General features: G+C 62.8%; 20 protein-coding genes and 1 pseudogene. 7 read left to right on the top strand and 14 right to left on the bottom strand.

From position 1 onward, the window contains the following. The first annotated feature begins 60 nt into the window (after positions 1-60). The 4 genes from rfbF to L981_RS03480 all read left to right on the top strand — a co-directional run bounded on the left by rfbF (position 61) and on the right by L981_RS03480 (position 4062). Complete coding sequence (gene rfbF / locus L981_RS03465) at positions 61-828, top strand: glucose-1-phosphate cytidylyltransferase (RefSeq protein ID WP_043611707.1); 768 nt, start codon at positions 61-63, stop codon at positions 826-828. After that, a complete protein-coding gene (rfbG, locus tag L981_RS03470) occupies positions 825-1892 on the top strand; it encodes a CDP-glucose 4,6-dehydratase (RefSeq protein WP_043611708.1) in 1068 nt (355 codons plus the stop codon). The genes rfbF and rfbG overlap by 4 nt, the downstream gene beginning before the upstream one ends. Before the next feature lie 8 nt (positions 1893-1900). Beyond that, positions 1901-3133 (top strand): class I SAM-dependent methyltransferase, encoded by a 1233-nt coding sequence (locus tag L981_RS03475; RefSeq protein WP_043611711.1) that lies wholly within the window; start codon positions 1901-1903, stop codon positions 3131-3133. A gap of 191 nt (positions 3134-3324) precedes the next feature. Beyond that, entirely contained in the window at positions 3325-4062 is a 738-nt protein-coding gene (locus tag L981_RS03480; protein ID WP_245281561.1) for a hypothetical protein, read from the top strand. A gap of 74 nt (positions 4063-4136) precedes the next feature. On the opposite strand, the gene L981_RS03485 is transcribed toward L981_RS03480, so the two are convergent. The 6 genes from L981_RS03485 to L981_RS03510 are packed head-to-tail and all read right to left on the bottom strand — an operon-like array spanning position 4137 to position 10508. Continuing rightward, complete coding sequence (locus L981_RS03485; RefSeq protein WP_043611713.1) at positions 4137-4904, bottom strand: ABC transporter ATP-binding protein; 768 nt, start codon at positions 4902-4904, stop codon at positions 4137-4139. Next, positions 4901-5734, bottom strand: coding sequence for an ABC transporter ATP-binding protein (locus L981_RS03490; protein ID WP_043611715.1), 834 nt, complete (start codon positions 5732-5734; stop codon positions 4901-4903). Before L981_RS03490 ends, L981_RS03485 begins: the two co-directional genes overlap by 4 nt. Beyond that, positions 5731-6663, bottom strand: coding sequence for an ABC transporter permease (locus L981_RS03495; RefSeq protein ID WP_043611718.1), 933 nt, complete (start codon positions 6661-6663; stop codon positions 5731-5733). The genes L981_RS03490 and L981_RS03495 overlap by 4 nt, the downstream gene beginning before the upstream one ends. Continuing rightward, positions 6660-7721, bottom strand: coding sequence for an ABC transporter permease (locus L981_RS03500; protein ID WP_043611720.1), 1062 nt, complete (start codon positions 7719-7721; stop codon positions 6660-6662). The genes L981_RS03495 and L981_RS03500 overlap by 4 nt, the downstream gene beginning before the upstream one ends. A 42-nt stretch (positions 7722-7763) precedes the next feature. Further along, complete coding sequence (locus tag L981_RS03505; RefSeq protein WP_043611722.1) at positions 7764-9404, bottom strand: ABC transporter substrate-binding protein; 1641 nt, start codon at positions 9402-9404, stop codon at positions 7764-7766. 48 nt (positions 9405-9452) lie between these two features. Continuing rightward, positions 9453-10508, bottom strand: coding sequence for a dipeptidase (locus L981_RS03510; protein ID WP_043611724.1), 1056 nt, complete (start codon positions 10506-10508; stop codon positions 9453-9455). Between the two features lie 340 nt (positions 10509-10848). Between L981_RS03510 and L981_RS03515 the strand changes: the two genes are divergently transcribed. Then, on the top strand, positions 10849-12123 hold the full coding sequence (locus L981_RS03515; protein WP_245281562.1) for an alpha/beta hydrolase: 1275 nt from the start codon (positions 10849-10851) through the stop codon (positions 12121-12123). 36 nt (positions 12124-12159) lie between these two features. Here the strand turns inward: L981_RS03515 and L981_RS03520 are convergent, their stop codons facing one another. From L981_RS03520 to L981_RS03545, 6 genes are all read right to left on the bottom strand, one after another. Then, positions 12160-13203 (bottom strand): Gfo/Idh/MocA family protein, encoded by a 1044-nt coding sequence (locus tag L981_RS03520; protein ID WP_043611760.1) that lies wholly within the window; start codon positions 13201-13203, stop codon positions 12160-12162. A 5-nt stretch (positions 13204-13208) separates the two neighbouring features. Further along, entirely contained in the window at positions 13209-14000 is a 792-nt protein-coding gene (locus L981_RS03525; RefSeq protein ID WP_371258817.1) for a ThuA domain-containing protein, read from the bottom strand. A gap of 109 nt (positions 14001-14109) precedes the next feature. Next, positions 14110-15138: an ABC transporter ATP-binding protein gene (locus L981_RS03530; RefSeq protein ID WP_043611727.1), complete on the bottom strand. Its 1029-nt coding sequence runs from the start codon at positions 15136-15138 to the stop codon at positions 14110-14112. 12 nt (positions 15139-15150) lie between these two features. Next, positions 15151-15981: a carbohydrate ABC transporter permease gene (locus L981_RS03535; RefSeq protein ID WP_043611729.1), complete on the bottom strand. Its 831-nt coding sequence runs from the start codon at positions 15979-15981 to the stop codon at positions 15151-15153. Next, positions 15981-16964, bottom strand: a complete 984-nt coding sequence (locus tag L981_RS03540; protein ID WP_043611730.1) for a carbohydrate ABC transporter permease — start codon at positions 16962-16964, stop codon at positions 15981-15983. Before L981_RS03540 ends, L981_RS03535 begins: the two co-directional genes overlap by 1 nt. 116 nt (positions 16965-17080) lie before the next feature. Beyond that, complete coding sequence (locus L981_RS03545; RefSeq protein WP_043611732.1) at positions 17081-18343, bottom strand: ABC transporter substrate-binding protein; 1263 nt, start codon at positions 18341-18343, stop codon at positions 17081-17083. Between the two features lie 362 nt (positions 18344-18705). Here L981_RS03545 and L981_RS03550 point away from each other — a divergent pair, with 362 nt between their 5' ends. Beyond that, positions 18706-19728: a substrate-binding domain-containing protein gene (locus tag L981_RS03550; protein WP_043611733.1), complete on the top strand. Its 1023-nt coding sequence runs from the start codon at positions 18706-18708 to the stop codon at positions 19726-19728. 19 nt (positions 19729-19747) lie between these two features. Here L981_RS03550 and L981_RS03555 read toward each other — a convergent pair whose 3' ends face one another. Beyond that, positions 19748-20089: an SMR family transporter gene (locus tag L981_RS03555; protein WP_043611735.1), complete on the bottom strand. Its 342-nt coding sequence runs from the start codon at positions 20087-20089 to the stop codon at positions 19748-19750. Positions 20090-20209: 120 nt separating this feature from the next. Beyond that, positions 20210-20770 carry a TetR/AcrR family transcriptional regulator gene (locus L981_RS03560; RefSeq protein WP_043611737.1) on the bottom strand — a complete coding sequence of 187 codons (561 nt, stop codon included), beginning with the start codon at positions 20768-20770 and terminating at the stop codon, positions 20210-20212. 141 nt (positions 20771-20911) lie between these two features. Here L981_RS03560 and L981_RS03565 point away from each other — a divergent pair. Further along, positions 20912-21129, top strand: a pseudogene (locus tag L981_RS03565) (globin); the annotation flags it as partial.

A 21129-nucleotide genomic window follows, 5' to 3' on the forward strand; every position in this document is an offset into this window, starting at 1 on the left:
GATATTAGAAGTCAGGAATGCGTCGTGCCGGGGGCGGACGCAAGCACGGGACTGGGTCGCATGAAAATCGTCATTCTCGCCGGTGGTTATGGCACGCGTATCTCGGAGGAGAGCCATCTCAGGCCAAAGCCGATGATCGAAATCGGCGGACGGCCGATCCTGTGGCACATCATGAAGATCTACAGCCACTACGGCTTCTCGGATTTCGTGATCTGCCTCGGCTATCGCGGCTACATGATCAAGGAATACTTCGCCAACTACGTGCTGCATTCCTCCGACGTCACCTATTGCATGGCGACGGGCGAGACCCTGTTTCATTCCAACAAGGCCGAGCCCTGGCGCGTGACGCTCGTCGATACCGGAACGGACTCCATGACCGGGGGACGCCTGAAGCGCGTGGCCGACCATCTCGGCGATACGTTCTGCCTCACCTATGGTGACGGCGTCGCCGACATCAACATCAAGGCGCTCACCGAATTCCACCGCCATCATGGCCGCCAGGCGACGGTCACGAGCGTGGTTCCGCCCGGCCGCTATGGCGCGCTCGCCGTCAGCGACGGACGGGTCAGAAGTTTCATCGAAAAGCCGGCAGGCGACAACGGCCACATCAATGGCGGCTTCTTCGTCCTCAACCGCTCGGTGCTCGATCGCATCGAAGGCGATCAGACGCCGTTCGAAGCGGGGCCTCTGGAAGGGCTCGCCGCAGACGGCCAGTTGATGGCCTTCGAGCACACCGGCTTCTGGCGGCCGATGGATACTCTGCGCGACAAGAACCAGCTCGAAGACCTCTGGCAGAGCGGAGCGGCCCCCTGGAAAGTCTGGGCATGAGCAGACTTGCAGACCCGTCCTTCTGGGCCGGAAAGCGGGTAATGCTGACGGGTCACTCCGGCTTCAAGGGAAGCTGGGCCCGCCTGTGGCTGACGCAGATGGGCGCGGAAGTGACCGGCTACGGCCTGTCGCCGGCGACCAGTCCCTCGCTGCACGCACTGCTCGGATCTGAAACGGCCACGGACGAACATTTCGCCGACATCCGCGACGGCGACACCCTCGCATCTGCCGTGCGCGCCTGCGACCCGCAGATCGTCCTTCACATGGCGGCCCAGCCTTTGGTTCGCGAGAGCTACCGGACGCCGGTCGAAACCTTCGACGTCAACGTCATGGGCACGGTGCGCCTGCTGGAGGCGGCACGCGCGGCCCCTTCCCTCAAGACCGTTCTGGTCGTCACCACCGACAAGGTCTACCGCAACGACGAAAGCGGCCGGCATTTTCTGGAAGACGCCGTGCTCGGCGGCCATGATCCCTATTCCGGTTCGAAGGCCGCCTGCGAGTTGGTCGTCTCGACCTGGCGGGATTCCTATCTGCGTGAACGCGGCATAAGGGTGGCGACCGCCCGTGGCGGCAACGTGCTTGGCGGCGGCGATTTTTCCGCCGACCGGCTGGTTCCGGATATCGTTCGCGCTGCCCTTTCGGGCGAGACACTGGACATCCGTAGCCCGATGGCGACACGGCCCTGGCAGCACGTTCTCGACTGCCTGAACGGATACTTCGTCTATGCCGAGGCGCTTCATGGCGGCGAGACCGATGTGGCCGCGCTGAATTTCGGCCCGGCTCCGGACGAGCGACAGATCCCCGTCCGCGACGTTGCCGCCGCGATCCAGACAGCAATGGGCTTGCCCGCGCAATGGCGCGACACCTCATCCGAGGACCAGCCGCACGAGATGAAGACGCTCGGCCTCGACCCGGCGCTCGCCGCAAGGACGCTGCCATGGGCAACACGACTATCCCAGGACGAGGCCATCGCCTGGACCGCGCGCTGGTACGACGGCTGGCGCCGCGGCGCCGATGCCCGTGACCTGACACTCAGCCAAATCGACGCATTCATGAGAGGCTAACGACTTCGATGTCCCACAACTGCCGTTTCTGCTCGACACCGCTCAAGACCGTCGTTGCCGACCTGGGTTCCACACCCTGGTCCAATTCCTTTCTCGAACCGACGCAGGAAGCCATCGCCCGCGAGCGCTCGTTCCCGCTGAAGGCGATGGTCTGCTCCGAGTGCCTGCTGGTGCAGACGACGGAAAACGTGCCGGCCGACGAGATTTTCACCGACGGCTATGCCTACCTCTCCTCCTTCTCGACAAGCTGGCTCGAACACGCGCGCCGCTATGCCGAGAGCATGACCGAGCGCTTCGCGCTCGACGACAATTCGCAGGTGGTCGAGATCGCCTCGAACGACGGCTATCTGCTGCAGTATTTCGTCGCCAAGGGCATCCCGGCACTCGGCATCGAGCCGGCCGCCAATGCCGCCCGGCTGGCCGAGGAACGCCAGGTGCCGACCGAGGTCGCCTTCTTTGGACGGGAGACGGCAACGGAACTCGTCAAGCGCGGCATTCGCGCCGACCTCACGGCGGCCAACAACGTGCTCGCCCATGTTCCCGATATCGCCGACTTCGTCGGCGGCTTCGCCATCCTGCTGAAGCCCGATGGCGTGGCGACCTTCGAGTTCCCCCACCTGCTGCGCCTGATGGAAGGCGTGCAGTTCGACACGATCTACCACGAGCACTATTCCTATCTGTCTCTGGCGGCCGTCGAACGCATCTTCGAAAGCTCCGGCCTCAAGGTATTCGACGTCGAGGAACTGCCGACCCATGGCGGCTCGCTGCGCGTCTATGCGCAGCTGAGATCCGGCGTACGCGAGACGACGCTGGAGCTCGAGCGGTTGCGGGCGACCGAGGCGCTTGCCGGGCTGATGCGGATGGAGACCTATACGGCATTCGACGACCGCATTGCCGCCGTCTGCAAGGATTTTCAGAACTTCCTGGCAAACGCCAAGGCAGAGGGAAAAACCGTAGCCGCCTATGGCGCCGCCGCGAAGGGCAACACCTTCCTCAATGTCTGCGGCCTGTCGCCCAGCGAGATCGCCTTCGCCGTCGATCGCAACGACCTTAAGCAGGGCAAGCTCCTGCCCGGCACCCATATTCCCGTGCACGCGCCGACGGTGATCGAGGATGCGAAGCCCGACTATCTGGTCATCCTCCCCTGGAATCTGAAGACCGAAATCGTCGCAGACAACGAGGCAATTCGCGACTGGGGCGGCCGCTTCGTCGTCGCCATTCCGAAGCTGAGCGTCTTCTAATACGAGAGACCGGGACGTGTGGACAGTTCTCAACCAGACCGCGTTGAGCCACCCAAAATCGACTTTATTGATCGCCTTAGGTCGCTTTGCCGTAAATTCGGTGACTTTGCCGTAAATTCGGCACGATCTAAGTGAACGTCAGGGGCGGCGTGGGTATTGACGGTTGAAAAAAATGCACCCAAGGAGGTGCTATGTCCACGATTGACCTATGCCTTGTCGCCACCCGGCGCCCGGACCTGCTTGCCCAGACGCTGGCGAGTTTCCGGGACAAAATCTTTTCCAGGCTCGACCTGCGCGGCGCCTATCTCAATCTCGATCCGGTGTTCGGGTCGGAAGAGGACCATCGCGCCTGCGTCGAGATTTTCCGCAACCATTTCCCCGACGGAACCGTTTTCCAGCCCGAGAGCCCGGGCTTTTGCGCGGCCGTCGCGAAGCTCTGGTCGGCCACCAGCGCCGACTACGTCTTCCATCTGGAGGACGACTGGATCTCGCTGCGGGACATGGGTGAGGAACTGCTGACGCCGTTCGCCGATCCGGCGATAAGCCAGGTCTCGTTCCATACGGCGGATCAGAACTGGGATATCCGCCGCAAGGGCCATTTCCACCGGCGCAACGAATACGCGTATCTGTTTGGGATCAAGATCCCGCTGTTTCGCACGTTCCCGAAATTCACGACGTCGCCGTCGATCCTTCGCGGCGACTTCGCGCGCCAATGCGCCGGTCTGATGGACCTCTCGCGCGATCCGGAGAAGCAGTTCTATTCGGGCGTCAATCCGGCGATCGAGGCTTATGTCGCCAGCCGCCGCAACTATATCTTCTCGCCCGAGGCGCAGCCGGTCATCAAGGATATGGGTCGGGAATGGCGCGAGCAGCGCCGCATCCAGAAGGTGATCACCGACTCGACCTCGGTCTGGCGGCAAAGCGCGTAAGCGGCCGGGCTGGGCCGGATGCTTCGAAACGAAGCGATACAAGCGGGACGATGGCCCCGCTTGTATCGGTACCGTCACGCAGTCACGGCAGCGTCCTTGCGCTGAAAGCCCTTGCTCGCGACCATGAGGCTGCGCGTGTAATCCTCACCGATACGCCCGGCGACGAGGTCCGCTGAGGACAAACGCTCGACCACGCGTCCACCCTGCATCACAGCCAGACGGTCACACATATGGGTGACGACGCCGAGATCATGGCTGACCATGATGAAGGTCAGCTTATGGTCGCGCCGGACCTGTTCGAGCAGGTTCAACACTTCCGCCTGCACCGAAGCGTCAAGCGCCGAGGTCGGTTCGTCGAGCAGCAGGATCGAGGGTTCGAGGATCAACGCGCGGGCGATCGCAACGCGCTGGCGCTGACCGCCCGAAAGCTGGTGCGGATAACGGAAACGGAAACCCGACCCGAGACCGACCTCGTCCAGCGCCTTCAGGATGCGGCGCTCGCCGTCGGCAACGCCGTGGACCGCCAGCGGTTCCAGCAATTGCCGGTCGATCGTCTGACGCGGGTGCAGCGAGCCGTAAGGATCCTGAAACACCATCTGCACGGCGCGGTAGAAGGCCTTGTCGCGTTTTGCCCCCTGCAGGACACGATCATGCACGCGAATGGTGCCGCCCGTGACCGGCGCGAGACCGGCGATCGCCCGCAGCAAGGTCGACTTGCCGGACCCGGACTCGCCGACCAGCCCGAAGGATTCGCCCGGTGCGATCTCGACGCTGACATCGTTCAGCGCCTTGAACTCGTCATAGGTGACGGAAAGGTTCGAAACGGAAACGGCAGAGGTCATTGGGCCCACTCCGGCTTGCGGTCGAGAACCGGCAGCGGATGACGATCGGATCCGATCGCCGGCATGCAGTTCAGCAAACCTTGGGTATAGGGATGCTTGGCATTGGCAAGCTCGGATGCGGCCAGTTCCTCGACGATCCGGCCGGCATACATGACGATCACCCGGTCGCAGAAGGACGAGACGAGCCGCAGGTCGTGCGATACGAAGATCAAACCCATACCGCGCTCGGCGACGAGCTTGTCGAGGATGCCGAGCACTTCGAGCTGCACCGTCACGTCGAGGGCCGAGGTCGGCTCGTCGGCGATCAGCAGTTCCGGCCCGGCAACAAGCATCATCGCGATCATCGCGCGCTGGCCCATGCCGCCCGAAACCTCGTGCGGATAGAGATCGTAGACACGCTTCGGATCGCGGATCTGCACCGCCGAGAGCATGTCGAGCGCCCGCTCCCGGGCCTCGCTGCGGCCGACATTCTCGTGCTGCCTTAGCGTCTCGACGATCTGCCGGCCGATGCTCATCACCGGGTTCAGCGAGTACTTCGGATCCTGCAGGATCATGGCAATGCGCTTGCCCCTCAGGTCCCTTCGAACCTTCGGCGATGCGGCAAGCAGGTCGATACCGTCAAAGTTCAACTGCTTTGCCGTCACCTGCGCATGACCCGGCGTCAGCCCCATGATCGCCCGGCCGGTCTGCGACTTGCCGGAGCCGCTTTCGCCGACGATGCCGAGGCGTTCGCGGCCGAGCGTGAAGGAGACGCCGCGCACGGCCTCTACGAGGCCGGTGCGGGTCGGGAACGAGACCTTGAGGTCTTCAACGGTCAGAAGCGCACTCATTGGCCGCTCTCCCGCGGATCGAGCGCATCGCGCAGGCCGTCACCGAGCAGGTTGAAGCCGAGGCTGACGATCAGGATCGCGATGCCGGGCATGGTTGCCACCCACCACTGGTCGAGGATGAAGCGGCGGCCAGACGCGATCATTGCACCCCACTCGGGCAGCGGCGGTTGAGCGCCGAGGCCGAGGAAGCCCAAGCCAGCGGCGGTTAGGATGATGCCGGCCATGTCGAGCGTGACACGCACGATCAGCGACGACATGCACATCGGCATCACATGGCGAAAGACGATGCGGATCGGCGACGCGCCCATGAGCTGAACAGCGGCAATGTAGTCGGAATTGCGCACGGTCAGTGTTTCCGCACGAGCGATGCGCGCATAGGGCGGCCACGACGTGATCGCGATGGCGATGACGGCATTCTCGATACCCGGGCCAAGCGCGGCGACGAAAGCGAGCGCCAGCACGAGCTTCGGGAAGGCAAGGAAGATGTCGGTGATGCGCATCAGAACGGCATCGACCCAGCCGCCGGCATAACCGGCGACCGCTCCAACGATGAGCCCGACAGGTGCTGCGATGATCGCGACGAGAAGCACGACGGCCAGCGTCAGCCGCGAGCCGTGGATCAGCCGCGAGAGAATATCGCGGCCGAGATCGTCGGTGCCAAGCAGGTAGCCCGGAGTTCCCGGCGGCAGCAGACGGGCGTTGGCGAGATCGCCGATATAGGGCGAATGCGGCGCCAGGAGATCGGCGAAGGCGGCAACGAAGACCAGCGCCAGCAGAATGAGCAGGCCGAGAACGGCGAGCTTGTTGGCGGCAAAGCGCTGCCACGTCATGTAGGCGCGGCCGAGGCGGGCCTGGGTGCGCGACTGCGGGCGATCGGACAGCAGCCATTCGCGACGCGTCATCGGACGGGTTTCGGTAACGGTACTCATCGCTGGCGCGTCCTCGGGTCGAGCGTCCGGTAGAGAAGATCGGACAGGAGATTGATGCCGATGAAGACCGAACCGATGATGATGGTGCCACCAAGCACGGCGTTCATGTCGGCATTCTGCAGCGAATTGGTGATGTAGAGACCGAGACCCGGCCAGGCGAAGACGGTTTCGGTCAAGACCGAACCTTCGAGCAGGCCTGCGTAGGAAAGTGCGATCACGGTTACGAGCGGCACGGCCGCGTTCCGGAGCGCATGGCCCCAGATGATCCGGGTCTCCGACAGGCCCTTGGCGCGCGCCGCGACGATGTATTCCTGCTGCAACTCGTTGAGCATGAAGCTGCGCGTCATGCGGCTGATATAGGCCAGCGAGAAATAGCCGAGCAGCGAGGCCGGCAGGATGATGTGGCGGAACACGTCCCACAGCACGTCCCACTGCCGCTGCCAGAGCGCATCGAACAGATAGAAGCCCGTGATCGGCGTGAACGTGTATTCGAACACGATATCGATACGGCCGGGATAGGCGACCCACTTCAGCCGCGCGTAGAACACCAGCAGCGACAGAAGTGCCAGCCAGAAGATCGGCACGGAATAGCCGACGAGGCCGATGACGCGCACGATCTGGTCGGCGATGCTGCCGCGCTTGACGGCTGCAAGCACGCCGAGCGGAACGCCGAACAGGGCGCCAATGAGCGTGCCGAGCGTCGCGAGTTCCATGGTCGCCGGGAAGACGCGGCGGATGTCGGTCATGACAGGATTGGTCGTCAGCACCGAAATGCCGAAGTCACCGGTCAGCGCCTGGCGGACATAGATGAAGAATTGTTGGTAGAGGGGCAAATTGAGCCCCATCGCCTCGCGCGTCCTTTCGACGACATGCGTCGGCGCCCGGTCGCCGAGAACGGCCAGAACCGGGTCGATCGGAATGACCCGGCCGATGAAAAAGGTGACGGCCAGAAGGCCGAGATAGGTGGTGATGACAACGACAAGAAAGCGCAGCACCGCTGCCACGATCTTACCGGGACGGGCGCGTTTGCGCCCGTCCACTGTCCCTGTTCCGCTCATGCTCAAGGGAACGATCCTTTCGGTTTATTCCTTCGAGACGGCTTATTCTTTGGTGATGCCGGCGACGAAGTTGGTGTCGAAGCTCGGACCGAGCTTCAGGCCCTTGACGTTGCCGCGGTAGCCGGCGACTTCGGTCTGCTGGAAGATGATGACGAACGGGCTTTCGCCCAGCACCGTCTTCTGCAGTTCCTTGTAGGTCTCCGCACGCTTGGCGCTGTCGCGCTCGAGCAGAGCGTCCTTGGTCTTCTTCGTCAGCTCCGGAACGTCCCAGGCATTGCGCCAGGCAAGAGTCTTGTTCTTGCCTTCGTCGGAGTTGTCAGGGTTGCTGGTGAAGGTTTCGGCGTTCGAGTTCGGATCGAAATAGTCCATGCCCCACTGACCGATATACATGTCGTGGTTACGGGCACGATACTTCGTCAGCGTCTGCTTGCCGTCGCCCGGGATGATCTCGAGCTTCACGCCGGCCTGGCCGAGGGTCTGCTGGAAGGACTCGGCAATGCCGGTGACCGGTTGGCCGTTGCGAACGTCCATGGTGACGGTGAAGCCGTCAGCGAGACCAGCCTTGGCGAGCAGTTCCTTCGCCTTGGCGACGTCGAGCTTGTAGGGGTTCTCGTCAAGCGCACCCAGAACGCCCTTCGGCAGGAAGCTCTGGTGGATCTCGCCGATGCCCTTGATCAGGGTCGAGCCGATGGCATCGTAGTCGACCAGGTACTTGAACGCTTCGCGCACTTCGGGCTTGGCGAGGTTCGCGTTCTTCTGGTTGAGGCTGATGTAGTAGACCGTGCCCTTCGGCGCGTTCGTCGTGGCAAGGTCGCCATTCTTCGAAACGGCGTCGAAATCGCCAGGCTCGAGGTTGCGCGCCACGTCGATATCGCCCGCTTCCAGCGCCAGGCGCTGGCCCGAGCTTTCCTTCATGTGGCGATAGATGACGCGGGCGAGCTTGGCCTGTTCGCCATAGAAGTTGTCATTGCGCTCAAGCACGATGACTTCGTTGGCGCGCCATTCGCGCAGCTTGAACGGGCCGGAACCGGCATAGCCGGTCTTCAGCCATTCGTTGCCGAAGTCGTTGTCGTACTTGTACTCGTCCGTCGGCGTGACCGGCTTGACGTTTTCGAGAACGAGCTTCTTGTCGAGCACGGCGCCCACGGTTGCCGTCAGGCAGTTGAGGACGAAGCTCGGCGCATAGGCCTGATCGACGGTGAAGACGAAGGTCTGCTCGTCCGTTGCCTTGGCCTTTTCCGTCACGTTGTCGCCGGTGAGGCCAAACTGGGTGAGGATGAAGGCAGGGCTCTTGTCGAGCTTCACGGCGCGCTCGAACGACCAGGCGACGTCTTCAGCGGTCACCGGGTTGCCGGAAGCGAACTTCAGGCCAGGCTTCAGCTTGAACGTATAGGTCAGACCGTCGTCGGACACGGTCCAGCTGTCGGCGAGGTCGCCGACGACCTTGGTCGTGTCGTTGATGTCGAGGCGCACCAGCATGCTGTAGGTGTTGCCGGTGATTTCGGCCGCGGTCAGCTCGAAGGCTTCGCCCGGATCCATGGTAATGACGTCGTCGATCGCAAAGGCTTCGACCAGCGTGTCCTTCGGCGTTTCCGCGAAGGCCGGTGCGGTTGCAGCCATCACCATGGCCAGCGCCGCAGAAGCCGTCAGAAGACGAAGACGTCCATTGAGCTTGTGCATCATGTTTGCAGTTCCCTCGTTTGCGCCCTTTTGGGCCCCTTCTTCATGGATTCAGGCGGCCTCGTGCCAAGCCTGCCCCAGAACTCTCCACCAGTTCTCCCGGCATATCTTTGCCAGTTCGGCATCACCATATCCGGCGCTTCTGAGCGCTGCAACGAGCGCCTGGCTACCGGCAGCATCAGCAATCCCCTCGGGGATCGTCGCCCCGTCGAAGTCCGAGCCGAGTGCGACGCACTCGACGCCCATGCGTTCGACGAGATAATCGACATGGCGCACCATGTCGGAAAGCGGCGTTGCAGCATTCTCCTGTCCGTCGGCGCGCAGCATCGTCGTCGCGTAGTTGAGCCCCACAAGGCCCTTGCTTTCGCGGATCGCGTCGAGCTGCTTGTCTGTCAGGTTGCGCGCAACCGGCGTCAGCGCATGCGCATTCGAATGGCTGGCGACCAGAGGCTGGTCGGTGGTCTTCGCCACGTCCCAGAAGCCCTTCTCGGTGATGTGCGCAAGATCGATCAGGATGCCCAGACGGTTGCAGGCGCGCACGAGCTCGAAGCCCGCATCCGTCAGCCCGGGTGCGGTGTCCGGAGACATCGGATAGGAGAACGGCACGCCATGGCCGAAGACGTTGTGGCGGCTCCAGACAGGCCCAAGCGAACGCAGGCCCGCCGCATAGAAGGTTTCAAGCGCGGAAAGGTCCGCGCCGATCGCCTCGCAGCCTTCCATGTGCAGGACCGAGGCGAAGACGCCGGCTTCGACCGCCCCGCGGATTTCGGCGGTCGACCGGCAGAGCTTCCACGCCCCTGCCCGGTCGAGGCGCACGGCGATATCGGCGAGCTCCATGGCGATCGCCAGCGACGGCAGGTGTTCGAGCGGTGCCGAAAGCGGTGTTTCGTAGTGACCGCTCTCGTTCGGCGGCTGCAGGACGAGATCACCCGAGGGCACGTAGATTGCCGAGAGGCCACCGACGAGGCCGCCCGCCTTGGCGCGCGGCGCATCAATATGGCCCTGGTCGATGCCGTCGACGAATTCGCGTACCGGGTCCTGGCCCTTCCGGGCGTTCTGCCACAGACGCAGAAGCACGTCGTTATGGCCATCGAAAACCGCCTGCATTCCTGAATTTCCTTATCATTTCAGGGAGATCGGACGGGCCGTTCGGGTCACGTCCAAGGGAAAGTCGAAGCGATGCTAGTGAAAGCCCAAAGCCTTTTCAATGAATATAAGGGGGTTTTACCCAGGCCTGCCTGTAGCGAAATGTTGCATGATTGCCGCATCGTCGCCGGCAAACGCAGCCCTCACAGGCGCTTGGGGCCGGTCGAGGGGTGAAAATCGGCCGTTTCTCATGCATGGAGACAACCGGTCCGGATGTTTCGGGCCGGTTGCGCCGCATGATGCGGCACTGGGGGGTTGGTTGCTGCGTCCGTTTTCTACCTCGAAGGGGCACTGGAGCCGCATCGCCGCAACACTTCTGTTGGCCGCAACGCTTGCGGCGTGCGCCGGCCGCCCGGTTGGTGTGCTCGTGCCTTCGGGCACGACGGGCGGCGCCTCGCAGGTCGACCTGATGGTGGCGACGACACGCGCGCCGACCGCAGAGCCAGGCGTGCTTTTCAGCGGCGAACGGTCGGTACAGCTTTCTCTAACGGAAATCGTTGTCTCCATTCCGCCCGAGAAGAACCGCGAAGTCGGCCAGGTGCAGTGGCCGAAGAAACTGCCGGCCAATCCGGAGCGCGATTTCTCGACCGTCAGCGTAACCCCGCTCAACGAGGGCAACGACGTTCAGAGTTGGTTGAAGGGCAATCTGCCGAAGACGCGACGCGTGCTGATCTTCGTGCACGGCTTCAACAACCGCTACGAGGACGCCGTCTACCGTTTTGCCCAGATCGTGCATGACAGTGGCACCGACGTCGCGCCGGTGATCTTCACCTGGCCCTCGCGCGCCAGCATCTTCGACTACAATTACGACAAGGAAAGCACCAACTATTCGCGCGACGCGCTGGAGGAACTTCTCAAGCGCGCCGCGAGCAATCCCTCGGTTGGTGAGATCACCGTGATGGCCCACTCCATGGGCTCGTGGCTGACAGTCGAGGCGCTGCGCCAGATGGCGATCCGTGACGGACGCATCGCCCCCAAGATCACCGACGTCATTCTCGCCTCACCCGATCTCGACGTCGACGTCTTCGGTCAACAGCTCCGCGCCATGGGCGAAAAGCGGCCGAAGTTCACGCTGTTCGTGTCGCGCGACGACCGGGCGCTGAACCTGTCGCGGCGCATTTCCGGCAATGTCGACCGTCTCGGACAGATCGACCCGACCGCCGAGCCCTACCGCACGCAGCTGGAGCAGGCAGGCATCAGCGTCATCGACCTGACGGCGCTGAAGGGCGGCGACAAGCTGAACCACGGCAAGTTCGCCGAAAGTCCGGAAGTCGTGCGGCTGCTTGGCAACCGCCTGATCGCCGGTCAGACCGTAACCGATTCCGATGTCGGGCTCGGCGAGCGTCTTGGGGCCGTCACGCTCGGCGCCACCCAGACGGTCGGCAGTGCGGCAAGCCTTGCGGTCTCGACACCGATCATGATTTTCGACCCCAACACCCGCAGAAACTACGACGCGCAGGTGCGGCGGCTCGGCCAGTCGATGGAAAACACCGTCGGTTCGGCGGTGACGCCTTGGACCGGGCCGCAAAGCGGGGGAGTTGCCAAAAGCACCACCCCCGACCGTCACTCGCGCTAGAGCGCCCCGCGTTCATACGAACGCGCAAAGGGCGCTTTAGACGGGAAGCTCGCGCCGCCCGGCTTCCGTCTCCATGGCCAGGTCGAGGACCTTCTGCAGGTTTGCGGCATGGCGGAACCCGGGCTCTTCGGTCTTGCCCTTGCGGACGGCAGCCACGAAGCGCTCGTAGTTCGTCGCAACGGTGCCCGCATCGACATCGCGCCAGGTCGCGGTTTCCACGTCCGCGCCGAGGCAGGCGCGCAGCGTCGACCCATCGGGCGTGTGCACCACTTCAAGCGCACCCTTGTCGCCGTGCAGCCTCAGCCGGAGCTCGTTCAGATGCCCGGTCGCCCAGCGGCTGGCATGGACGACGCCCATGGCGCCGTTGCCGAACTCGGCCGTCATGACGAAGCTGTCATTGGCATCGAGGTCATACTCGCCGATGCGGTTGCCGGGCGCCTTGTCGAAGGTCTTCAGCCGCGCGAAGATCCGGGCGGCATCCGTGCCCGCGCCATAACCGGCAAAATCGAGGATATGGATGCCGACATCGCCGAGCACGCCGTTCGAACCGTGCTTGGTCGAGAGCCGCCACAGCCATTGCGATTCCGTCGCCCAGTCACCCCAGGCCTTGGAAACGAGCCAGCTCTGCAGGTAGGAAGCCTCGAGATGACGCAGCTTGCCGACCTCACCGGCAAGCACCATCGCCCGCGCCTTTTGCAAGGGCGCCACGTTGCGGTAGGTGAGATTGACCATCGTCACCAGGCCGGAACGCTCGGCCGCTTCGGCCATTTCCGCCGCCTTGGCATAGTTCTCGGCAAGCGGCTTTTCGCAGAGCACATGCCTGCCGGCCGCAATCAGCGCCAGCGTCGTCGGATGATGCGCCTTGTCCGGCGTCACGTTCGTCGCTGCATCGAACTTGCCCCAGGCGATCGCCTCGTCGAGCGAGGTGAAGGTCTCGGCAATGCCGTGCTTGTCGGCAAAAGCCTTGGCCCGTGCGGGATCGACATCGACAGCGCCGACCATCTCGACGCCTTCGATCTTGGCAAAGGCCTGGGCATGGCTGTTCGCCATGCCACCGGTTCCTACAATGAGAAGACGCATGATGCTCACCTGTATCCCGCTTCGCCGGCCTGGTGCAGCCGTGGACCGCGCTCGACGATCGGCTCCAGCGCCTTTTCGACCGGCACGTTCGGCGCATCATGGATGGCCGTGTAGCGGTTGTCGGCGTTGTAGGCCCACTTCACCGAATTGCGCAGCACCTTCTGAACATTGGCGTCGTGATAGGTCGGGTAGGTCTCATGTCCCGGACGGAAATAGAAGATGTTGCCGGCACCGCGGCGCCAGGTGAGCCCCGAGCGGAACACTTCGCCGCCGGCAAACCACGAGATGAACACGGTTTCGAGCGGCTCCGGCACCGAGAACTGCTCGCCGTACATCTCTTCGTTTTCAAGCACGAAGTTTTCGTCGAGACCTTCGGCAATCGGGTGACGCGGATTGATCGCCCAGACGCGCTCGCGCTCGCCGGCCTCGCGCCACTTCAGCGCGCAAGGCGTGCCCATCAGCCGCTTGAAGATCTTGGAGAAATGGCCGGAATGCAGCACGATCAGGCCCATGCCTTCCCAGACGCGCTTGGCAACCCGCTCGACGATCTCGTCGCTGACGGCGCCGTGGTCCTTGTGGCCCCACCACAAAAGCACGTCGGTATTGGCAAGGCGCTCGACGCTCAGGCCATGTTCCGGCTCCTGCAGCGTCGCCGTCGTCGCCTCGATCGCAGCTTCCGTATTCAGCGCCGCCGCGATCGTGTTGTGCATCCCGTTTGGATAGATGCTGCGGACGATTTCGTTGGTCTGCTCGTGAATATTCTCGCCCCAAACGACTGTTCTGATAGGCACGGTCATTCTCCTTGCGTGTTCGCCCGTTGTGGGCATGTCGTCTTACGATAGATGGGGCCGCCAGGAATTGGCGACCCCGAAGCTCTGGGTGTCTTCGAGCTTGATCGGGTCCTCGTCAGGCAGCCCCTTTCATGGGTGCGCGGCCGAGTGCCTGCCCCGATGCATCGAAGCGGTGGATGTTGCCGCCGAGCGGCGAGATGTGAATTGTCTCGCCCGGCCGGTGATGCGAGGTGCCGCCTTCCCGGACGATGACCGGTTCGCCAGCGCCGATGTCGAGATAGATGTAGCTGTCGGACCCCAGCATTTCGGAATGCACGACCGTTCCAGACCATTGACCCCCACTCACCTTGATCTCCAGATGCTCCGCTCGGATGCCGATCGTATGGGCATCGTACGGCGCAGCCAGTGCGCCGGACAGAAAGTTCATCTTCGGCGAACCGATGAAACCGGCGACGAAGACGGAGTTCGGGCTTTCATAGAGTTCGAGCGGTGTGCCGATCTGTTCGACCCGGCCATCCCGTAGCACGCAAATGCGATCCGCCAATGTCATCGCCTCGACCTGGTCGTGGGTGACATAGATCATCGTCGTCTTGTGCATGCTGCGATGCAGCTTGGCGATCTCGATGCGGGTGGCAACGCGTAGCGCCGCATCGAGATTGGAGAGCGGCTCGTCGAAGAGAAAGACCTTGGGATCGCGCACGATCGCCCGGCCGATCGCCACGCGCTGGCGCTGACCGCCGGAGAGCTGCCGCGGCAGCCGCTGCAGATAGGGCGTCAGCTGCAGCATTTCGGCGGCCGCCTCGACTCGCTTCTTGCACTGGTCCTTGTCCTTCCCCGCAAGCTGCATGCCGAAGGACATGTTCTCGAACACCGTCATATGCGGATAGAGCGCATAGGACTGGAACACCATCGCGATACCGCGCTTCGACGGCGTCAGCTGGTTGACCACCTGCCCGTCGAAGGACAGCGTGCCGGACGAGATGTCCTCGAGCCCGGCGATCAGCCGCAGCAGCGTGGACTTGCCGCAGCCGGACGGCCCGACAAAGACCATGAACTCGCCGGCCCGGATATCCATGCTGACGCCCTTGATCACCTCGAAGGCGCCGAAGGACTTGCGGATGTTGCGCAATTGAAGTTCTGCCATGGGTTCCTCCCCTTATCCTTTGACGCCGCCGGCCGTGAGTCCGGAGATGATCCGCCGCTGGAAGATCAGCACGAGGACGACCAGAGGCACGGTGACGATGATCGATGCGGCCATGATGTTGCCCCATGGAATTTCGTACTGGCTGTTGCCCGAGAGCAGCGCGATCGCGACCGGCACGGTGCGCTGGCTGTCGGATGACGTGAAGGTCAGCGCGAACAGGAACTCGTTCCAGGCGGCGATGAAGGCGAGCAGCCCCGTCGTCACCAGCGCCGGCCACATCAGCGGCATGAACACGCGGGTGATGATCACCCACGGCGTAGCGCCATCGACGATCGCCGCTTCCTCGATCTCGACCGGCAGGTCACGCATGAAGGTGGTGAGCACCCACACCGTGAAGGGCAGCGTAAAGATCATGTAGGAAAAGATCAGAGCCAACGGCGTGTTGAAGATCCCGACCGCTCGGATCAGTTCGAAGAGGCCCGCAAGCACCGCGATCTGCGGGAACATCGACACCGACAGGATCGTCAGAAGCAGCAGCGCGCGTCCACGAAACCGCACCCGCGCCAAGGCGTAAGCGGCGGTGACCGCAAGCAGCAGCGAGACGCAGACCACGATCGTTGCGACCATGAGCGAGTTGGCAAGGTTGCGCAGGAAGCCGCTGCTGGTGACGATGCCGGCATAGTTGTCAAAAGAGATCTCGGTCGGCCAGTAGTCGACCCGGAACAGCGCCGTTCCGGATTTGAAGCTCGTCAGCACCGCATAGTAGAACGGGAAGACGGCCATGATGATGATGGCGGCAACAAGGGCGTAGAACGCCGTGCGCTTGGCGAGGGTGGCAACCATCAGCGTTCTCCCTCCAGATTGACGCGGCCGAACCACATATAGGCAACGGTAATCGCCGCAATGATCAGGAACAGCATCGTCGAGGCCGCGGCGCCATAGGCGAACTTGTCGAAGTCGAACAGGTTTTCGCGGGCCAGTACCGACATCGTCTTGGTCTGGGCGTTGTTGGGCGTCAGCACATAGATCAGATCGAAGATGCGCAGCGCATCGAGCATACGGAAGATCACCGCCACCATCAGCGCCGGACGGATCAAGGGCAGCGTCAGCCGCCAGAAGACCTTGAGCGGATGCACGCCATCGATTTTCGCCGCTTCGTAGATATCGGAAGGCACCATCTGCAGTCCGGCGAGAATGAGCAGCGCCATGAAGGGCGTCGTCTTCCAGACGTCGACGATCAAGACGGCGACCATCGCGGTCTCGGGATTGGCGGTCCAGGCGATCTTCTGGCTGATCAGGCCGAGGCCGAGCAGAAGATCGTTGAGGATGCCGAACTGGTCGTTGAGCATCCAGGCCCACATCTTGGCGGACACGATCGTGGGGATCGCCCAGGGGATCAGGATCGCCGCGCGCACCAGTCCACGGCCCGGGAAGTTTGCGTTCAGCACCAGCGCAACGGCAAGACCGAGCACCGTCTCGATGGTGACCGAGAGCGCCGAGAACTTCAGCGTGTTCCAGACGGCGTTCCACCAGGCGGGATCGGCAAGCAGGCCGTTGTAGACCGTGCGCCCGCTCTTCAGCGTGATCCAGGAAAGGTAATTCTTGAAGCCGACGAACTCGGCGCCTTCGAGATTGGTCAGAGACGCATTGGTGAAGCTGAAATAGACAGTGCGGATGAGCGGCCAGCCGGCAACGAGGGCCAGCACCAGAAGCGTCGGTGCGAGAAAGATCCAGGCGGAGCGGATGCGCTCGGCATTAAGGTCGGAGCGGATGCCCGCCTGCTGCCCGAGAGCGGAAGGCGGGTCTGCGACGGAAAGGTCGGTCATGTCTGTACTCACCTTTGCCATTCGGCGCGCGGCCGAGCGATTGGTCGGAGAGGAATGGCGGTGGCTCGGTGGAGCGAAGGGAGGCTTGAGAAGCACTCCCCTCGCCCCCGGGAGGATCACCAGTTGTCGCCCTTCATCTCGGTGAGTTCGACTTCGAGCAGTTCGAGATTTTCCGCGGCCGTGCCGTTGCCGGAAAGCGAGTTATGGACCGCGTTCCAGAACTTGGCGGAAACCTCGTTGTATTTGACCTTGGTGACGGCGGACGGGCGCGGCACCGCGCTTTCGAAGATTGGCTTCCAGGCCGGCATGAACGGCTGGGCCTTGGCGACGTCCGCATCGTCGTAGAGTGCTGCAACCGTCGGCAGGTTGGAAAGCTCGATCGCCCGGCGCTTCTGCACCTCGGCCGACGAGAGGAACTTGGCCAGCGCAATCGCCGCTTCCTGATCGTCGGAATATTTGGAGACGGCGACGTTCCAGCCGCCAAGCGTCGACGACGGCTGGTCGCCATCGGTGGCCGTCGGCAGCGGTGCGACGGCGAACTTGCCCTTCACCGCGCTGTCGTCGCCATTGCCGAGCGCATAGGCATAGGGCCAGTTGCGCATGAAGACGGAGTTGCCGGTCTGCCAGACCCCGCGAGATTCCTCCTCCTGGTAGGCAAGCACACCCTGCGGCGAGATCGTGCCGACCCATCCCTTGATGCGGTCGATCGCGGCGGCCGCCTTCTCGTTGTTGATCGAGATCGTGCCATCCGGCTCGACGATCTGGCCACCACCCGACGATTTGACCCATTCGAGTGCGTTGCAGGTCAGGCCCTCATAGGCATTGCCCTGGAAGACATAGCCCCAGAGATCGGCCTGGCCAGCGGCCCGCTCCTTTTCCTGGATTTCCTTGGCGGTCGCCGCCAGCTCGTCCCAGGTCTTCGGCGGCGTCTTGCCGTATTTTTCGAGCAGGTCCTTGCGATAGAACAGTGCCGGCGCGTCGGTGAAAACCGGCAAGGCCACGAGGCGACCGTTCACCGTCTGCGAAGCGATGATCGACGGGAAGTGCTGGCCGACAACGTCCTTTGCCGCTTCCGTCAGATCGACGAACTGGTCGGCCAGCTGCGGCGCCCAGACGACGTCGGTTTGGTAGACGTCGACATCCTTGTTTCCGGCGGCAAGCCACAGCCGGTACTGGCTGAACTGCTCGCTGCTCGACGGCGGCATGGTGACCAGGCTCACCTTGTGCCCGGTCTGCTTCTCGAAAATGTCCAGCTGTTCGCGAATGAAATGGACGTTCTTGCCGGTCGTGTTGGCGGCGAGCGAAAGCTCGGCGGCGCCAGCCGTCCCGGCTACAACGATTGCGGCACAAAAACTCAGCACATTGAGCGTGGTTGTCATTGGGTCGACTCCTCCTGTTCCCCCTCCACCGCACGAAAGCTCCTCGGCAAATTCGAAAGCGGTTTGGATGAGAAAAAGTTGGCAGAAGATGGAAAAACTGTCAATCCACACACTTAGAAAAGTCGCTCAAGCGTGGACAAACCCTAAATACACGTTATTTTTCATATAAATAACGGAGGAAGGCAAAATTCTTCTGCCTCTCGCAGCACCCCGTAAAATCAAAGGGGATCTGCGTTAATTGAAAACGCTTTGGTAAAACTGACATCCTTTGACGGCACCCGACCTCGCCGACAAACCGATTGTTACGGGCAGCGAAGGTGTATACTTCTGGGACCGGGCTAGGCTGAGGAAACGCATATCGAATGAAACTGAGGGAGTTCGCACAACAACTGGGCCTTTCGCCGACAACGGTCAGCCGAGCGCTGAGCGGTTACCCCGAAGTCAGCGAAAAGACGCGCAAGCGCGTGGCCGAAGAGGCAACCCGCCTCGGCTATCGTCCGAACATCAACGCCGTGCGGCTCGCCACCGGTCGCGCCGGCGCGATCGGCGTGGTCATGGGCCGCTCCGGCGAGTTCCATTTCTCCGAATTCATGGGCGGCCTTGCCGAACGGCTCGGCACCGAGGATATCGACATTCTCGTCAGCCCGATGGACGACAAGAACCCCACGGGTGAAATCCAGCTCTATAGTCGGCTTGCCGTCAGCGGCCGCGTCGATGCCGTGATCGTGCACTCGCCCGAACCGAACGACGAGCGCATCGCCCTCCTCCACAAGCTCGGCATGCCCTTCCTGGTGCACGGCCGCTCCGATATCGACGTGCCGCACGCTTGGCTCGACATCGACAACGAGGGCGCGATCCGCCGCGCGACCTCGCACCTCATCGATCTCGGCCATCGCCGCATCGCCATGATCAACGGCCGGCAGGGCCGCACCTTCTCGCTTCACCGCGACAAGGGATATCGAGACGCGCTGCAGGCGCGCGGTATCCCCTTCGATCCGCGCCTCGTCGCCCACGGTAACTTCACCGACGAACTCGGTTTCCGCTTCGCGCGCTCGTTCCTGGAACAGACGCCCCGCCCGACTGCCTTCGTCGCCGGCTCGATGATGACGGCACTCGGCATCTACCGGGCAGCACGGTCGATGGGTCTGGAGATCGGCCGCGAGGTCTCGGTCATCGCCCATGACGACGTCTTCCCCTACCTCACGGCGGACAACATGGTGCCGTCGCTTTCGGCGACGCGCTCTTCGATGCGCGCGGCCGGCGCCCGCTCGGCCGACCTCGTGCTGCAGCTTCTCTCAGGCCGGCCAACCGAAGAGGTTCACGAGCTCTGGCCGGTCGAACTGATCCTCAGGGAATCGACTGCGCCCCCTCCGCCGGACAAATGACCTCAGGCGGCTGGCCACGTCAGTGGAAAGTCGACTTGGAAAAGAGGTTGAGGACAAGCACGCCGGCGATGATCAGGCCGAGGCCGAGGATGGCCGCCAGATCGAGCTTCTGCCCGAAGGCGAAATAGCCGACGAGCGAAATCAGGACGATGCCAAGGCCGCTCCAGACCGCGTAGGCGATGCCGACGGGGATGAAGCGCAGTGTGTAGGACAGGAAGAAGAAGGCGATCGCGTAGCAGACCACCATCATCACGGTCGGCCCCAGGCGGCTAAAATGCTGCGCTGCCTGCATCGCCGAGGTGCCGAGCACCTCGAAAACGATCGCTGCAACCAGGACGGTATAGAGCATAGCGGGGTTCATGGGAGACTCCATTCCGGATCAGAGCAGTTCCAGGAAAAGTGCAAAGCGGTTTTCCGTCCGGAGCTGCGTGATTTCAAAGACTTAGATCACTTCAATGTTTCGATAAAACGATGAAGTGATCTATTGCGCCGAAAGCGCCTTGAGATTTTCAACAAGACCGATCCGTGCCACGGCATCGAGATCGTGGCTCTGCATCAGATCCGCGAGCCACACACCGTCGCAGGCAAAGCGCGCAAGAACGCAGCCGGTCGAGCCATCCGTCTCCGCAAACTCCGCCGATCGCCGGCTGACCCAGTCGCGCCAGCGGCTCTTCAGATGCGGCTCGGCAATCAGCGCGATCGTCAGCATGCGCCAACCCGGCACGTCGGTGGCGGGATCGAGCGCGAAGCAGACGTCGATGTAGGCGCGCGTGAAGCGACCCTTCTCTGCCGGGTCTCGCGCCATCGCCGCCTCGATCTCACGATCGAACCGCGTCACCAGATCGTCGAACAGCCCGTCGAGAAGCGCGAGCTTGTTCGGGAAATGGTGCAGCAGCCCGCCCTTGCTGACCCCGGCCGCCTGCGACACGGCATCGAGCGTGATGCCGGCCACCCCCTGCTCGTGCGAAAGGCGTGCGGCAACCTCCAGCAATTGCTGGCGCACCTGTTCCGGCTGTTTCTTGCGGCGATGAGCTTCTGTCATGTCTGCATAAAGATACCGTCTGGACGGTTTGTCAAGAGAAGAGAGAAGGTCCGCGATGAATCGCCGCAAATTCCGTGTTCTGAAAATCGTTGTCCGCCCGGTCGCGGCGCGTTAGGACCGAACGAACGAAGGACGCAGACCATGGCGGAACCGGAAACCACGACCCTCTATGAAGCCATCGGCGGCGACCCGACGGTTCGCGCGCTGACGCGCCGCTTCTACGAGCTGATGGACACGCTGCCGGAAGCGGCGCGCTGCCGCGCCGTGCATCCGCCCGATCTTTCCGGAAGCGAAGAAAAATTCTACGAGTATCTGACCGGCTGGCTCGGCGGGCCTCCGATCTACGTCGAAAAGCGTGG

This window comes from Ensifer sp. ZNC0028, assembly GCF_000799055.1.
In the GTDB taxonomy this organism is placed as follows: domain Bacteria; phylum Pseudomonadota; class Alphaproteobacteria; order Rhizobiales; family Rhizobiaceae; genus Ensifer.

Coding starts and splice junctions, on each gene's coding strand:
- L981_RS03520 (WP_043611760.1), bottom strand. CDS start 13,203: ATGCGTCTTCTCATTGTAGGAACCGGTGGCATGGCGAACAGCCATGCC.
- L981_RS03545 (WP_043611732.1), bottom strand. CDS start 18,343: ATGACAACCACGCTCAATGTGCTGAGTTTTTGTGCCGCAATCGTTGTA.
- L981_RS03510 (WP_043611724.1), bottom strand. CDS start 10,508: ATGCAGGCGGTTTTCGATGGCCATAACGACGTGCTTCTGCGTCTGTGG.
- rfbF (WP_043611707.1), top strand. CDS start 61: ATGAAAATCGTCATTCTCGCCGGTGGTTATGGCACGCGTATCTCGGAG.
- L981_RS03495 (WP_043611718.1), bottom strand. CDS start 6,663: ATGAGTACCGTTACCGAAACCCGTCCGATGACGCGTCGCGAATGGCTG.
- L981_RS03500 (WP_043611720.1), bottom strand. CDS start 7,721: ATGAGCGGAACAGGGACAGTGGACGGGCGCAAACGCGCCCGTCCCGGT.
- L981_RS03485 (WP_043611713.1), bottom strand. CDS start 4,904: ATGACCTCTGCCGTTTCCGTTTCGAACCTTTCCGTCACCTATGACGAG.
- L981_RS03555 (WP_043611735.1), bottom strand. CDS start 20,089: ATGAACCCCGCTATGCTCTATACCGTCCTGGTTGCAGCGATCGTTTTC.
- rfbG (WP_043611708.1), top strand. CDS start 825: ATGAGCAGACTTGCAGACCCGTCCTTCTGGGCCGGAAAGCGGGTAATG.
- L981_RS03490 (WP_043611715.1), bottom strand. CDS start 5,734: ATGAGTGCGCTTCTGACCGTTGAAGACCTCAAGGTCTCGTTCCCGACC.
- L981_RS03505 (WP_043611722.1), bottom strand. CDS start 9,404: ATGATGCACAAGCTCAATGGACGTCTTCGTCTTCTGACGGCTTCTGCG.
- L981_RS03535 (WP_043611729.1), bottom strand. CDS start 15,981: ATGGTTGCCACCCTCGCCAAGCGCACGGCGTTCTACGCCCTTGTTGCC.
- L981_RS03480 (WP_245281561.1), top strand. CDS start 3,325: ATGTCCACGATTGACCTATGCCTTGTCGCCACCCGGCGCCCGGACCTG.
- L981_RS03530 (WP_043611727.1), bottom strand. CDS start 15,138: ATGGCAGAACTTCAATTGCGCAACATCCGCAAGTCCTTCGGCGCCTTC.
- L981_RS03560 (WP_043611737.1), bottom strand. CDS start 20,770: ATGACAGAAGCTCATCGCCGCAAGAAACAGCCGGAACAGGTGCGCCAG.
- L981_RS03550 (WP_043611733.1), top strand. CDS start 18,706: ATGAAACTGAGGGAGTTCGCACAACAACTGGGCCTTTCGCCGACAACG.
- L981_RS03540 (WP_043611730.1), bottom strand. CDS start 16,964: ATGACCGACCTTTCCGTCGCAGACCCGCCTTCCGCTCTCGGGCAGCAG.
- L981_RS03475 (WP_043611711.1), top strand. CDS start 1,901: ATGTCCCACAACTGCCGTTTCTGCTCGACACCGCTCAAGACCGTCGTT.
- L981_RS03525 (WP_371258817.1), bottom strand. CDS start 14,000: ATGACCGTGCCTATCAGAACAGTCGTTTGGGGCGAGAATATTCACGAG.